15 protein-coding genes and 1 pseudogene are annotated in these 13,842 nt (G+C 69.2%); 8 read left to right on the top strand and 8 right to left on the bottom strand.

The window, feature by feature from the left end:
* Nucleotides 1–279: 279 nt before the first annotated feature.
* Together tpg and tap are read right to left on the bottom strand one after the other, a co-directional pair.
* Nucleotides 280–837: a telomere-protecting terminal protein Tpg gene (gene tpg, locus ACZ63H_RS37380; RefSeq protein WP_469872903.1), complete on the bottom strand. Its 558-nt coding sequence runs from the start codon at nucleotides 835–837 to the stop codon at nucleotides 280–282.
* A 12-nt stretch (nucleotides 838–849) separates the two neighbouring features.
* Nucleotides 850–3,096: a telomere-associated protein Tap gene (gene tap, locus ACZ63H_RS37385; protein ID WP_469872905.1), complete on the bottom strand. Its 2,247-nt coding sequence runs from the start codon at nucleotides 3,094–3,096 to the stop codon at nucleotides 850–852.
* A gap of 226 nt (nucleotides 3,097–3,322) precedes the next feature.
* Here tap and ACZ63H_RS37390 point away from each other — a divergent pair, with 226 nt between their 5' ends.
* Together ACZ63H_RS37390 and ACZ63H_RS37395 are read left to right on the top strand one after the other, a co-directional pair.
* Nucleotides 3,323–4,276: a hypothetical protein gene (locus ACZ63H_RS37390; RefSeq protein ID WP_469872907.1), complete on the top strand. Its 954-nt coding sequence runs from the start codon at nucleotides 3,323–3,325 to the stop codon at nucleotides 4,274–4,276.
* A 379-nt stretch (nucleotides 4,277–4,655) separates the two neighbouring features.
* Nucleotides 4,656–5,123 carry a hypothetical protein gene (locus tag ACZ63H_RS37395; protein ID WP_469872909.1) on the top strand — a complete coding sequence of 156 codons (468 nt, stop codon included), beginning with the start codon at nucleotides 4,656–4,658 and terminating at the stop codon, nucleotides 5,121–5,123.
* Between the two features lie 48 nt (nucleotides 5,124–5,171).
* On the opposite strand, the gene ACZ63H_RS37400 is transcribed toward ACZ63H_RS37395, so the two are convergent.
* Nucleotides 5,172–6,215: a NucA/NucB deoxyribonuclease domain-containing protein gene (locus ACZ63H_RS37400; protein ID WP_469872910.1), complete on the bottom strand. Its 1,044-nt coding sequence runs from the start codon at nucleotides 6,213–6,215 to the stop codon at nucleotides 5,172–5,174.
* Nucleotides 6,216–6,910: 695 nt separating this feature from the next.
* Here ACZ63H_RS37400 and ACZ63H_RS37405 point away from each other — a divergent pair.
* Entirely contained in the window at nucleotides 6,911–7,558 is a 648-nt protein-coding gene (locus ACZ63H_RS37405) for a hypothetical protein (RefSeq protein WP_469872912.1), read from the top strand.
* A complete protein-coding gene (locus ACZ63H_RS37410) occupies nucleotides 7,555–8,427 on the top strand; it encodes an LLM class flavin-dependent oxidoreductase (protein ID WP_469872914.1) in 873 nt (290 codons plus the stop codon). Before ACZ63H_RS37405 ends, ACZ63H_RS37410 begins: the two co-directional genes overlap by 4 nt.
* Before the next feature lie 167 nt (nucleotides 8,428–8,594).
* On the opposite strand, the pseudogene ACZ63H_RS37415 reads toward ACZ63H_RS37410, so the two are convergent.
* Both ACZ63H_RS37415 and ACZ63H_RS37420 read right to left on the bottom strand, forming a co-directional pair.
* A pseudogene (locus ACZ63H_RS37415) lies at nucleotides 8,595–8,759 on the bottom strand (telomere-protecting terminal protein Tpg); the annotation flags it as partial.
* Between the two features lie 232 nt (nucleotides 8,760–8,991).
* Nucleotides 8,992–9,612, bottom strand: a complete 621-nt coding sequence (locus tag ACZ63H_RS37420; protein WP_469872916.1) for a TetR family transcriptional regulator C-terminal domain-containing protein — start codon at nucleotides 9,610–9,612, stop codon at nucleotides 8,992–8,994.
* 57 nt (nucleotides 9,613–9,669) lie between these two features.
* Between ACZ63H_RS37420 and ACZ63H_RS37425 the strand changes: the two genes are divergently transcribed.
* The 3 genes from ACZ63H_RS37425 to ACZ63H_RS37435 are packed head-to-tail and all read left to right on the top strand — an operon-like array spanning nucleotide 9,670 to nucleotide 10,753.
* On the top strand, nucleotides 9,670–10,119 hold the full coding sequence (locus ACZ63H_RS37425) for an ester cyclase (protein WP_469872918.1): 450 nt from the start codon (nucleotides 9,670–9,672) through the stop codon (nucleotides 10,117–10,119).
* The gene (locus tag ACZ63H_RS37430) at nucleotides 10,116–10,610 is read left to right on the top strand and encodes a DUF3237 domain-containing protein (protein WP_469872920.1); all 495 of its coding nucleotides are present in this window, start codon (nucleotides 10,116–10,118) and stop codon (nucleotides 10,608–10,610) included. The genes ACZ63H_RS37425 and ACZ63H_RS37430 overlap by 4 nt, the downstream gene beginning before the upstream one ends.
* Entirely contained in the window at nucleotides 10,607–10,753 is a 147-nt protein-coding gene (locus ACZ63H_RS37435) for a hypothetical protein (RefSeq protein WP_469872922.1), read from the top strand. The genes ACZ63H_RS37430 and ACZ63H_RS37435 overlap by 4 nt, the downstream gene beginning before the upstream one ends.
* 561 nt (nucleotides 10,754–11,314) lie before the next feature.
* On the opposite strand, the gene ACZ63H_RS37440 is transcribed toward ACZ63H_RS37435, so the two are convergent.
* Nucleotides 11,315–11,716 (bottom strand): hypothetical protein, encoded by a 402-nt coding sequence (locus ACZ63H_RS37440; protein WP_469872924.1) that lies wholly within the window; start codon nucleotides 11,714–11,716, stop codon nucleotides 11,315–11,317.
* 514 nt (nucleotides 11,717–12,230) lie between these two features.
* Here ACZ63H_RS37440 and ACZ63H_RS37445 point away from each other — a divergent pair.
* A complete protein-coding gene (locus tag ACZ63H_RS37445; protein ID WP_469872926.1) occupies nucleotides 12,231–12,437 on the top strand; it encodes a hypothetical protein in 207 nt (68 codons plus the stop codon).
* Between the two features lie 213 nt (nucleotides 12,438–12,650).
* Here ACZ63H_RS37445 and ACZ63H_RS37450 read toward each other — a convergent pair whose 3' ends face one another.
* Nucleotides 12,651–12,962 (bottom strand): replication initiation protein, RepL2, encoded by a 312-nt coding sequence (locus ACZ63H_RS37450; protein WP_469872929.1) that lies wholly within the window; start codon nucleotides 12,960–12,962, stop codon nucleotides 12,651–12,653.
* A complete protein-coding gene (locus ACZ63H_RS37455) occupies nucleotides 12,962–13,414 on the bottom strand; it encodes a MarR family transcriptional regulator (RefSeq protein ID WP_469872927.1) in 453 nt (150 codons plus the stop codon). The genes ACZ63H_RS37450 and ACZ63H_RS37455 overlap by 1 nt, the downstream gene beginning before the upstream one ends.
* Nucleotides 13,415–13,842: the final 428 nt, after the last annotated feature.

Genomic DNA, 13,842 nt, shown 5'->3' on the forward strand with positions numbered 1-13,842 from the left:
ATGCACAACCTCGCCCTCGCCGGATAGGCGAGTGGACCGCACCGCGACCGACCCCCTTCTGGCGACTCAAAGATCATTTACGGGACAGCCCTTAGGCCCGGGAGCGCCCTGGTCCGGCAATAAATCTTGCAGCCTTCTCTGTGATCTGCGTCATACCACCTCTGGCCTGGGGCGCACCGCCGGGCTCGCCCTCCGGCATGCCCCCGGAGGAGATGCGCGGCCGTGAGCGAGCCCGGACCGATGCGGTCCGGGGCTCGCGGGCTGTTCGGGGCGCGGCTGCTACAGCTCGAACTCGAGGTGCTCGATGTCCGTGAAGCGGACCTCTTCCAGGGAGCCGGCGCGGCGGCCGCCGTCCTGGAAGTAGACCTCCTTGAGTGCTTCGGCGGCGATCTGCTGGAGCTGCTGGTCGGTGGCGCCCTGCTCCTGGGCGTCGAAGAGGCGGGCGGCGTACTGCGGGGGCAGGGCGACGGTCAGGTGCCGGATGCGGTCCTGGTCCGTCGACCCGATCGGCGCGGTGTAGCCCATGCGGGCGCGGGTGTCGATGACGATGCCACCCGTGCTCGCGGCCTTCGCCTTGGCCTTGGCCCGGATCTGCGGCTGCCAGCGCTTCTTCACCTCGCGCTCCAAGCGCGCGGCGAGGTCCGGTCGGGGCTTTTTGATCTGGTCCTTCACGTACCGTTCGACGGTGCGCTGGGAGATCCGCAGCAGCTGGGCGACCGCCTTCGTGCCCTTGAGCTGCTTGACCAGGTAGCGCATCTGCGCAGGCGCGCTCTTGGGCGCCGGGCGGGTGAACGCCTTCTGCACCGCGGCCTCCAGGCCGTCCCCGAACAGGCTCATCGTGGCCTACTCCTACTCTCCGTTGTCGGCGTCGGTGACGGTGCCGTCCTTGATGTACCGGGCGAGGTTGAGCTCCGGCGCGTCGAACCGCTCCCGTACTTCCTCGCCCCACAGCACGGACTGGGTGCCTTCGTGCTTGACCAGGCCGGGGTTGATGCCGAGCTTGAACCCGCCGGGCAGCGGCTTGCCGTCCCGGTAGGGCAGGAAGTCCAGCGGCGAGGGCCCGGCGGCGGCGTAGACGACGCAGTCGGACAGGATCGCGATCGGGTACTGCCCGGTGAACGCCGCGTGCTTGACGATCTTGCGGTGCAGGTTGATCCGGGTGCGGGAGATGACGGCCGCCCGGATGTCCGGCCGCCACGTCGGGCGGGACAGCGCGCGCCACGGCTCGCCGGGCTTCCAGCCCTCGCCCCGGGGCCGCTCGCGGAGCTTGCCGATGCCGCCCTTGACCGTGGCCTTGATCGCCGTGATGACGATTCCCAGCTCGGGGTCACGCTGTTTGTAGCCGTCCATCGCGGCGAGGAAGTCGGCCGGCTCCATGTCCGTGTGCACGCCGAGGTCGGCCATGGTGGCGAGGTAGGCGTCACGCAGCCGGTTGTACCAGCTGTCCAGGTAGCGGCCGTTGTCGTACCGGACCCACGCCTCGAGCGGGCGCACCTCGTAGCCCAGCTCCTGGGCGTAGGCGACGGTGGGCGTCGCGTACCAGGCCGGGCCCTCGGGGCGGTCGCCCTTCGGCGTGAACGGGCTCGGCAGCAGACTGCCGTCCAGCTCCACCCACTCCTTGCCGACCTTCACCCGGGACAGGTCGACATGGGACAGGTCCACCAGCCAGGAGCCGGGCAGCTTCGGGTCGAACACCGGAGCCTTGACGTGCGTCGCCTCGCCCAGGCCGATGGTCAGACCGTTCGCGCCGGCGGCGAAGGCCATGTTCACGTCGATGCCGACCAAGAAGCGCAGGGTGCACTCCGCGTCGGTCATCGGCCGCGCCCAGTCGTATGCCTCCTCGAACAGCTTCTCCCCCGGGCCCCGGACGTGGAACCGGGGCAGGTCCTTGAGGACCGGGTGACCGTCGGGCACCTCGCACGGCGGCCAGTTCAACGGGTCGATCGGGTCCTTGCCCAGCGAGCCGGGGTTGTGCTCGCCGGTGCGCTTGCCGTTCTCGTCGGGCGCGGTGGCCCGGGTCGGCGGGTGCAGGGCGGTCATCAGCTCCAGGCCCGTCACGGCCGTGGAGCCGCGCGGCGTCATCACCCGCGAGGCGTACACCCCCAGGACCCGGGCGAGCTCGGCCGGCGGGAGCTGCCCGGCCTCACCCCAGTGCCGGGTGTCCAACGCGTTCCACGACGGGATGCACAGCTGCACGCACTGGCGGTCCGATCCCTTGGCGGGGCGGTAGATCCGCGCCCACGGCCCGAACCCCCGCTTCGTCAGCTGCCAGTCGGCGCGGGTCAGCTGCTTGATGACCTTGTGGTTCTCCGGAATGCGCCCGGCGAGCCGCTCCTCCTCGGTGAGGACGATGGGCAGGCCGTAGCGCTCCAGGGCGGCCTCGGTGAGCACGAGCAGCGGGTCGGCGTCCTTGCCCGGCCCGGACAGCTTCGGCTGCCCGAGCTTCGCCTCGCGCAGCGTCCAGTCGACCAGGGCCGGGATGCTCTTGGCGGGCACGTCCAGGACTAGGCCGCCGGTGCAGTACGCCAGCGCCTGCCCGTCGGCGTCGACGTCGACGACCGCGAGCGGCCCGTTCGCGAACCGTGGGTCGGTTCCGCCCGCCGGAGTACCGGCCGGGGCTGCCTTCTTCGCGCCCGGGCGGCGCGACGTCGACGACGTCCTGATGGTGCGCGCCGGACGCGGCGCGGCTGCCGGAGCAGCAGCGACAGGGGCAGGGGTCTGGGTGTTCTCGATTGCAGTCATGTCCGCAGCCTCGGGCGCCTGGCCTGTGGACAGAGTTCGCGCTTCCGCCGAGGCGGGCGCGGCGGTGAACGTGGCCGGCACTGCGGCGTCCTGAACCGGCGCGGCGCTGGCGTCGGCGGGGTAGAGCTCCGCCAGCTTGTCCAGCAGCCGGGCGTAGGCGTCGCGCTCGGGCGGGCGGGGCTCGGTCTTGCCAGCCTCCCAGCCGGACACCGTCGCCCGGCGCACCTTCAGCGCGGCGGCCACTTCCTCGATCGTCAGGCCGTGCGCGGCACGCAGCCGCTTGCGCTCCGCCGGCGGCGGCAGCTTGGCCCGAGACGCGACCAGCGCATCGACCGCGTCGAACAACTCGGACATGGAACACCTCCTGCCTGACACCGTACTCTTCAAAGCGTACTTATGGCGCATGTATGGCGTACTTATAGCGTACGAATAGCGTTCGGGGCTAGGTGGCGGAATCCTGGCCACGGAAGGGCCGGAAACGATCGCGTGACACGAGATCTTCATGGGGAGGTAGGAGCGGTCTCATCGCTCGGAGTAATCAGGGAGTCACGTGGGGTGGAAAAGTTCGTTCGATAAGGCGATGCAGAAGCTCGCCGATATAGAGGGCCAGCTGAAGGCGGCGCAGCAGAAGGTCGAGCGTCTCGACGATCCGACGATCGGGCTGACCGCCCTGCATGGCGAGCTGGTCCAGGGCCGCCTGAAGATCCTCGAGAAGATCGAGGGGGGCGTCACCGGGCTGCGCGAGGAGAACCGGGAGATTCGCCGGCGCCAGGACCGGATGATCAGCGACCTGAACGACACACGGGGCGAACTGCGGCAGTTGCTCGACCTCGCCGACGTCCTACGGTCCTCCGCTCCACCCGGGACGCCCGGCGAGAGCACACCGCCGTCTTCCGGGGAGATGGAGCAGCCGACCGGCCCCGAGACCGGCTATGGCCTGACCGACTTCGCCGATGCCCGGCCGCCCGCCTCCGCCGACACCGCACACCAGGGGGAAACCATGGAGCACACTGACCACCAGCCGCAGCCCGAGGACGGCTCCCAGGAACAGGAGCCCGCGCTGAAGAAGGCCATCGAGGCCGCCTACCAGGGCACCGCCACACCCGCCGGCCACTCCGCCGGAGGCACGCCGCAGGCCGCCGCCGGAGCGGACGACCCGCGCATCGCCCACGGAGTGCTGCTGCTGAAGGCCGCCGGCGTGGCCTCCGTCGAACTGATCGCGCACCGCGATACCTGGGAGTGGCTCGCCGCCCTGGCCGCCGGCCACAGCCACTTCCGTACCCCGGCCTCCGTCGAGGACATCAAGGACGGCCGCGAGGGCCGCGTCCAGACCGTCCTGTCCGGACGCTCCCTCATCGCCCTGCTGATCGAGCTGTGGAACACCCGCTCCACCGCGGCTTCGCTGCAGAGCGAATGGGCCCTGGCCACGATGACGTACAACCGCATCGCGGCCGAACTCACCGACCCCGCCGGGCAAGGCCAGACCATCCGCATCGTCCTCGACGACGGCTATCCGCCGGAGACCGGCGACTGACCGTCACCGCCTACGGAACAAGAGACTGCGGCAGTTCCCCATCGGTGCGGAGTTCCTGCCGCCGGAAGCGGGGCAACGCGCCTTGGCTACCGGACATTGCCCAGTTCGCTGCGCGGGACGTCGGCGTGGGCGACCCACAGCTAGTGGAGCCGCTTGCCCAGCGCGGGTTCGGCGGGCCGCTCGTTCACGCTCGGCCGGCGGCGCGGGCAGGCTCCGTCCAGGCAGGAGCGGACCTCGCCGCGCGGCCCGCGATGGCACCATTCGGCGGCCCGAGGACCCGGGCCCGCCCCCAGTTCACGCAGTGCCGCGTCGCGGTCAGCGGCGCCGCCATATGATCGCAGGCGATGGCCAGTCGTCTACAACCCTTAGGGGGCGCCTCGTGCCGCAGCTTGTCCGTGAGCAGCATGTTGATGTCTTCGTGGGTTATCACGCGTTCGCACTGCAGGAATCCGACGATGCCTTCCTCGATCTGGAGTTCCCAGACGAATTCAATTTCGGCGCTTTCCTGAGTACCCATCCCGGACGCCTGGACATCACGAGCGCCGGCCATACTCACACTGCCTCTCTCACGGTCGAGGTATGGGACGGGCCCGCGCCTGCCCAGGACAGCGCAGCGTGGGAGGAGCAGGCGGAGGCGGAGTTCGAGTCGGTCAGTGGCCAGGTCGCGGTGTGGTCGATGAGCCTGGGCCGGCTCGATGACCTGATCACGCTGGCGGACTCGGGCGGGGTGTGGCGCGTACGTGTCAGTTCCGCAGGCCGAGCTGCTATTAAGGCTTTGGCCGAAAGCGAGGAAAGCATCAGCGGAGTCGAACGCTACCTCGTGCAGTTCTGGCCTGTCTTTTCGTAGCCCCCGTGCCGCGTCGGGGGCGGCCGGTCGCTCCCGACGCGAGGTGCATCAGCCGATGATCTTGACGATGAAGCCGTCATTCATGCCGTCGAGGATTCGGTTCTTGCTGTAGAAGCTCTTCAGGATGAGCCCACCAGCCTGGTTTTCTTCCTTGGCGATGGGTTTCACCGAGAAGTTGAATTTCTTCACCTCGGGATCATAGTCGTGTTCGGCAGCACCTTCATAGGTACTGGCGAATGGGTATTCGTCGCAATCGCGCGTGCCGCCGTGAGAATACCCGTCCCCCCAATAGCGCCTGCACTGCTTCTTTGCCGCGTTGCGGTTGTCCTCGTTCCGTTTCGCGCTCACTGTCCGGTGCAGCGGAGCTTTGACAGTCTGACCGGGAACTTTCTTAGCCGACATGTACGGCTTGGTGTCCTCCGGATGCGTGAACGCCGTCTTGATGTGTTGGGCTTCGGCGCGTTCCTCCGCCCCCGGCTTTGCGCTCAGAGTCAGCGATGCGTAATAAGAGAAGCTTGCCGCACCCTTCTTCGCCGGGTTTCCGCCCCCGGTGGAGTTGGGCAGATAGGACGCCGCGTCCCACAGTGGTGCGAGCATGAACAGCTTGCCGCCTGTGTCACCGCTCAGCTGCCACGGAGCCGGCGGTTGGAAACTGACCACAGGCTCGTAGACTGCGGCCAACACATCCGAGCGTCCGCTTCCCTGGCCGGGACTGGCGTTCATCGTGTGGTGAAACGTGCGCAACGCTTTCAACTGCGTCCACGTCTTGGTGCCGGGCATGTTTCCGCCGTGCGTGAAATGCGCACCGGACGGCCAGGTTATCGGGGTGGTTCCCTTGGTGTTGATGGGCATGGTCAGTGCCCCGGTCCTGCCGGTCACCTCAAAATCGGTGTAGTAGTACTGGTAGTCGATGGTGCGACTGTTCTTCGCGGTAGTCCCGACGACGCGCAGGTTGAACATGCTGGCACCGGAGGGACGGCCGTTGACGAGCCACTCCTGAACGAACGAGGCTCCATCACATACGGCGAACCGCGACTTCACAAAGAACGGATTGTTGGAACCCAAGCCCTTTTTGCACTCGTCGAGCGTCATATTCCTCGACGGTTCCGGTGCCGTCGCACCCGACCCGGCCCCCGGCGCCCCTCTTGACTCACCGCTCGACGACGCGTAAGCGGAGGCCCGACGAGACACGGGCGCATACGCGGCTGCCGGCCCCCTCGTCTCTTGCGCCAGCCGCGCGCCAGAATCAGCCTGCCCCGCCAACTGCTGCAAGTGGTTTCGCCCCTGCGGAGTCGCCAATTCCTGGAGCGACGACTTCACCACGCCGAGCGGCAAAACGTACGACTCCACCCGCAACTCGCCCCGCTGCTCTGCGCTCGCCAACGCCGGGGAGACGGCGGACACGACAACGAGTGCCGTAAGTACCGGCAGCCATCTGCTGCCAGACGGTCTCCACCCTGTACTGCCCATCTACAAACCCCCGAACTGATGCGCTACCGGAGCGCGCCTCCAGCAGCTGGTCAGCACCCAGACTCACGAAGATGTGCGCAAAAGCGCCTCTCATGAGCCGGACTTGTCCTGATCACCACGACACTTTGACTGAGATCACCCGACCGGCCATCCAGGCACCGCTGCCGATCCAGCCGGGTGCACTCTGGCGCGGTGACCGCGCACCGGGGAGCCCAGTGCCTCAAGCACGTCGCCCGTCGCGAGGGCGAACCGGAGACGGCTGAGGCCCGGGCCTCCCGGTACGCGGCCCGGACCGCCGGTGACGCAGGCCTTGACCGGTGTCCGGCGTCCCTGCCCATCTCCAGGCCCTGCTCCTGCCCGGCACCGTCGGGGCGGCGGTCGGCCAGCTGACCGGCGCCCTCGTGCGCGCCCTGCGGGAGCGGCGCCAGACCGTCCGCGCGCTCGCCCGCTGCGCCCGCCTCGCCGACCTTCTCGAGGCCGAACCGGACCTGGAGGCGCTCAGCTTCTACCCGCACCTGCTGGCGTGGGAGCTCGCCCAGCTCCCGGCAGACAAGCGCATCACGCCGGTGATCCTGCTGGACACCTTCGAGGACGTCGGCGACCGCACTCACCGCGACCTGGAACGCCTCATCCAGCGGGTGGTGTGGCTGATGCCGAACGCGTTCTTCGTCGTCACCGGCCGCTCCCGCCTGCAGTGGGCCGACGGTGCCCTGCAGGGCGAGAACACGATTTGTCTGCCTGCGGGGATCAGGACTCGTTCACCGGTCTGCGGATTGCGTGCGCGGCGCGCGGGGGTGTGGACCGCCTGGAGCCTGCCGAACCCGGTCACGGAGACGGTGTCGCCGTCCAGGACGCGCCGGACCAGAGTGTCCAGCACCACTTCCAGGGCTTCGGCGGCAGCCGATCCCGGACCTGGCAAAGCCGTTGATCACCTCTTCGGCCGGATCGTAGGTTCCGTCGCATGACGAATCTCCGGATCGGTGTGATGTACGACCGCGACTGGGTGCCCGAGGAGTTGCCCGCCTTCGCGCGGCGGGTCGAGGCGCTCGGCGCGGACGACCTGTGGGTGGTGGAGGACCTGCGCTGGAACGGCGGGGTGTCGGCGGCGGCCGTGGCGCTGGGCGCGACCGAGCGGCTGCGGGTGGGCATCGGGATTGCCCCGGCGCCGTTGCGCAGCCCGGCCCTGCTGGCGATGGAACTGGCCACGCTGGCAAGGGTGTTCCCCGGCCGCCTGGTGGCCGGGATCGGGCATGGCGTACGGGAGTGGATGGAGCAGGTCGGGGTGGCGCCGCGCTCTCCGCTGGCCCTGCTGGAGGAGACGATCACCGCGGTGCGGGCGCTGCTGCACGGGGAGCGGGTCACGGTAGACGGGCGGGAGGTGCGGATCGACGGTATCGAGCTGGTGCATCCGCCCGCCGAGCCGCCGCCGCTGGTGGCGGGGGTGGTACGGCCGCGCTCGCTGGAGCTGTCCGGGCGGGTCGCGGACGGCACGCTGATCGCCGAGGGCCACGGACCACGGGACCTGGAGCACATCCGGGCGCTGCTGGCCAAGGGCGGCGCGGGTGACGACCACACGCTGAACGTGTTCGCGTTCGCCTGCGTCGGCGACGACCCCGAGGAGGTCACGCGGACCCTGCACCCGCACACCGAGGGGCACGGCGCCTGGCTGGGCCGCCCGCAGGAGGAGGTCTTCACCGTCTCCGGTGACGCCGCCGGGGCCGCGGCACGGATCGACGCGCTGGGGGAGTCGGGCGCCGACACCGTCGTCCTCCGGTTCGTCGGCGCCGAGCCGCTGCGGCAGCTGGAAGCGGTCCTGGAGGCCGCCCGGCGCTGACCCGCCCTGCGTCGACACGCAGGTCAGCGGGCTCTCCTCGCTCCGGACCGGCGGCGACCTGGCGGGAACGCCGCCGTGCCCGCCAGGCCGGCTGACCGTAGGCTGCGAAACGCCTGACCCCCCGGCAGCAATGCCGGGGGGCCAGATGCTAGGTACGGGGAGCCGGGCTACAGGTCGAACTCGAGGTGTTCGATGTCCGTGAAGCGCACCTCCTCCAGGGAGCCGGCGCGGCGGCCGCCGTCCTGGAAGTACACCTCCTTGAGCGCTTCGGCGGCGATCTCCTGGAGGCGGGCGCCGGTGGCGCCGGCCTCCTGGGCGTCAAAGAGGCGGGCCCCAGGTCAGCCAGGAGACGATAGAGGAGCTGCGCCGGACCTGCGGCACCGGCCCCTAGACTCTCGCCGACGCCTTGGTCACCGGGGCACAGCTCGACCACGACGCGGGCCCGGAAACAGATCCGGCTCATGGCCGCCTGCCGCGCCGGCGAGGAGATCGAACCACGCGGTCCCATCGAGACCGAAGCAGCCCGCCGCCTCGCCGACGGTCTCAAGAACGAATGATCATTCCTCAGCCGGGCGCGGCCAGCGGCGCGAGGAGGCTGTCGACGACGCGGCGGACCTTCGCGGCCGCCGTGTCGTCGCCCAGGCGCATCGCGGTGTTCGCGGCGGTGAGCACGGCGTCGATCTGGAACGCTGTGAGGTCGGCATCGAGGCCGGCACTCGTCCCCGCATCATCGACGGCATGTCGCAGCTCGGCGGCGATGCGGTCGCGCCAGGCTCGTTGCTGGCCAGCCAGCATGTCCAGCACCGGGCCCGGTCGGCTGTCGAACTGGGGCAGGTTCGCCGCCCAGAAGCAGCCGCCCGCGAACAGCGGCTGCTCGGCGTAGGCGAGCCAGTGCTCGACTAGGGCGCGCAGCCGCTCGGCGCCCTGGGGCCGGGTCAGCGCGGGACGGATCACGGCTTCGTTGAAGGCTTCGCGCGCCGCTTCGATTACGGCCAGTTGGAGCTTCTCCTTCGTGGCGAAGAGCGTCTGGATGCTGCTCTTACCCACGTTCAGGTCGGTCGCGAGCCGACCGAAGCTGAGCCCGTCGAGCCCTTCCAGCGACGCCGTGTCGACGGCATGCCGCACGATCGTCCGTCGCGACCGCAGACCTCGAAGCAGGCGTCCGTCCTGCACATCCTCGCTCACCGGCCTCATTGTGCCACCCCCTTGCGAAATGCATACGTACGACCGTACGTTTTCTGTGTGAACACCCATCAGATGTTCGATCTCGCCCAGGCGCTGGCGCACGCCAAGAGCCGTCAGGACCTGCCCGCAGCGCTCCGGCTCCTGCACCAGGACGTGCTGCTGGAGTCGCCACCATTCGGCACCAAGGCCCGCGGTCTGCCCGACAACGAGAAGGCACTGGCACGGTTCTTCGCGTCCTTCCCCGACTACGAGGTCACTCTCGACGGGCACGCCGGCAACGGCGACACCCTGGCCTGCTGGGGAACGGCACGCATGACCATGACCGGTGACCGGTTCGGCGCGACGCCCAACGGCAGGCGCGCCGAACTGCCGGTGTTCCTCCAGTTCACCTTCGCTGACAGCCTGATCGCCGGCGAGCGCTTCTTCCTCGACCTCGCGGATCTGTGCGCCCATTCGGGCATCTCCACCGACCAGGCCCGGCACACCCTGCTGGGAGGCAGCGCATGACCCCCGACCCCCGCACGAAGACCTTCGGCGAGATCACCACGCGTCACCTGTTCGACCTGGTCATCGACCTGAGCCCCCGACTGGACTTCGGAACCGGCCCACTCGGCCGCAGAACCCTCTTCGGCGACACGGGAGGCACCTTCCACGGACCGCGTCTGCACGGCGACGTGCTCCCGACCGGCGGCGACTGGGCACTGTTCCGCCCCGACGGGACGATGTCACTGGACGTGCGCCTTACCCTGCGCACCCACGACGGCGCCCTGGTGTACATGACTTACGGCGGCCGCTGGGTCACCCCGCCCGAATTGCGGGCCGACATCGCCGATCCGGCCAAGAGGTACGACATCGACCCGGCCCGGTACTACTTCCGCACCAACCCGCTTTTCGAAACCGGATCGCAGGAGTACGCATGGCTGAACGACATCGTCTGCGTCGGAGCGGGTTACCTCATCAAAGGCGGGATCGCCTACAAGGTCGCCCAAGGCGAATGAGCGCCGAAGGCCGAAGGACTGTCAGGACGCCCGAGCGGCCCAGCACCATCCGCCGCGCGCTCGAACTGGTCGAACCGTTCGACTTCGACCGCATCTACGGGGCGCTCCGGGGGCGCGTGGTCCAGCGCGGACAGGTCGGCTGAGGTCCGCCGCTCTGCGGACCGGTACCTGCGCTTCGACGACAGACCCCGGACGAGCGCTACCAACGCGCGGGGGACATCACCCTGGGACGGGCGGACTCGCCGCGAGCAAGTCAGCAGCTCACCCGCGCGATGACGTCGTATACGGGACGACGGTGGCCGGGGCCGCACAGCATGACGGCGCGGCCCGGGACTGGGCCAGGTCGACTGAGCCGGACGGGGCGGCGGCCGAGGCAGGCGGACGGGCGTGAGCGCGTCACAGCACGGCAACCGACCGGTGCGGAACGGCGGGCGGCGGCCGCCGCGGGGAGACGGGCCGGGTCGGGAGGTGCGCCGCTTCGGAGCACGCTTGATGCCGCCGATCCCGGTGACTGGCTCGCGTTGGACTCAGCAATCCGTGACGTGTCCTGGTACCGGGCCCGGTTGGTCCCGAAGTGGGAACGCTCCGCCCCGCTGCCCGTCGATCTAACACAGCTCGACGAGTCTCGACTCGCCCTCGCCCTCTGCCACCGCGACGGGCGGATCCGCCAGGAGGCGGTGCACCATGCGGCCCGGTATCCCGGTCTACTGCCGCTGGTCGTGATCCGCTGCGCCGACTGGGCCGGCCCGGTACGCGAGGGCGCCCGGCAGTTGTTGCGCGAGGCTCTGGACGCGGATTCCGCCGTCGCTCTCGCGCCGCTCATCCTTCGCGTCGGCCGTCGTGACCGCGGTGCCTTCGGCATCGATGTGCTCGGTCAGATCCTGTGTCGAGTGTCTCGCGAGCGGCTCGCCGCCCTCTTCACCGACTCCGACCGCGTCGTTCGGCGGTTCGCCTATCGGCTGGCCGTCGAGGGCCGGTCGCCCCCGCCCGCCGAGCCGGCTCGCGCTGCCGCCCGAGACGAGGACACCGTGGTCCAGAACCTGTGCGCCACAGCGGCGCTCACGGCTCTGGGAGACGAGGAGGCGTACGAGGATGTCCTGCCTCACTACCTGTCCGCGCGCAATCCGCGGACCCGTTCGACCGGCGTCACCGGGCTACGGCGGGCGGGGTGGTCAGAGCGGGCGGATCCGTTTCTCGGCGACCGATCCGGGCTCGTGCGTGCTTGCGCCCGGTATGTCGTACGACAGCGGGGAGACGATCCAGCGGCCTGGTACCGGGAGCGGTGCATGGCACCGGACGATCCCGGGCCGGCACCGGGCGCGGTCATCGGGCTGGCAGAGTGCGGAAACCGCGCGGATGCCGGCCTGCTGTGGCCGCTGCTGACGCACCCCGGCGCCGGGGTGCGGGCGCGGGCGGTGGCGGGACTGCGGACACTGGACTGCGTAGAGGTGAAACGGCTGCTGCCGCTCCTTGAGGACCCTGCCGCCGGTGTCGTCCGCGAGAGCATCGTTGCCCTGCTGCCCTGGACAACGGAGCTGCCCGCCGACTGGCTGCTGGAGCGCATCCGCTCGGCGCGTCCGCATCGCCGCGTTCCGGTTGCTCAACGCGGGCGGTGGCGTCGTGGGACTACGGGTCGCGGTCGCCCTGATAGAGGGCTCGGATGCGAAGCTGCGCACCTGGGCCGGGCAATCCGTGCGGCGCTGGCATCCGTCGGCGGACGTGCGGGGCCGCGAAGTGGAAGTGGGCGAGCCGCTCGACCGGAGCCGACACCTCTTCAGTGACTACGAGCTGCGCCGGCGCAGGCGGGAGGCCGGGCTGGTCAGCTGAGTACGCCGCCGTGCGCTCTCAGCGGCTGGGCTGCGGCGGCGGCTCGGACGGACGACCAGGCCGGTGGGCCGATGACGCCGCCGTCGCTCGCCTCCTGCGATGCCGACCTCCGAGTTGCGGGAGAGGGCGGGGAAGTTGCTGTGAGGCTACGGAGGACGTTCTGGAGACCGCTCCTCATTGACGTGACGTACATGAGGAGCGGTCTCCAGAACGTCATGTGGCGCGGCGGAGCGGGACCACGACGTTCTCGCCCATGCGCTTGGGGTCGAGCCGGTAGTACCTGATGTGGCCGATCCTTTCGGTCTCCTCCAGCCAGCCGGCTTCGATGACCTGCTTGCGCGTGCGGGAGAAGACGGGTGGCGCCATACCGACCAGCTTGGCCAGGTTGGCGGCCGTCTCCAGAACAGCACCGGACCGATCGGTAGGGTGCAGTGCATACAGCATCACGACAAGGCGCTGGTTAGCGGTCATGCCAGCCGTCTTCTCAAGCAGCTCGAGGTTCTTCTGCTTGGCATCGCTGCTGATCACTGGGCCTCCCACCGTGCAGGGACGGTCTCATCGAATCCGGGGATGTCCGGCGGGTTGCACGTCTTCACAGCTTCACGCTGCTCGAGCCCCGTTCCATGAAACGCGATGTAGGGACTGATCCGGTAGAAGTTGTAGTTGCCCACGCGCCCTCGGACGATCAGGATGCGGTGTTTCGCCAGCTTCCTGTTGATCTTGCCGACAGCGTCAGTGGACATACCCACTCGCTTGGCGATGTCCGCACCGGTGGCGCGCAGCGGTTCCATGCCCTCCGGCGATACGCCGATCCACCACAGGACCAGGAACTTCTGGCTGGGTGTGAACGCCTTTGATTCGGTGATCGCCTCGACACGCGCCTTGTCGACCTGCGTGTGCCTGCCGGAGAAGGCGTATGGCGCATAGGGAATCGGCTCGCCCGTGTCGGCGTCGACCAGCCTGCGTACTGCTCCCAACGAGCCCTCCGAACAAGGGGGTAGCTACCGGTTCATGAAGGACGGCGGCGAGGCCGACCAGATGAACCTAACGTACATGAGCAGGACGTCAATCAGCTCCGCCTGGGAGCCGTGTCGCCTGTCGCCCCCTCTCGGACTCCCCGCCCCCGTACGCACGGTTTTCTCGTCCTTGCTCATGTACCCCACGTCAATCTGCCCTGGTGTCAGGAACCGGGTACCCAGATCCTCCAGCCGTGGTGGCAGTCTCCTCAGCCCCTGTGCAGGTCCAGAAAAACCGGCACCGCTGCTGGTCGAACCGGGTCCTGGTCCAGCGGATCTGGGCACTCGGTTCCCCTAGGACGTGTCCGGCCGATCATGTGACTACTTCGCAGTGGTGTCGTTGATGGGGGCATGGGGCGGGGAGATCTGACGGATGCCGAGTGGGAACG

Source organism: Streptomyces sp. NPDC104831 (genome assembly GCF_055583025.1).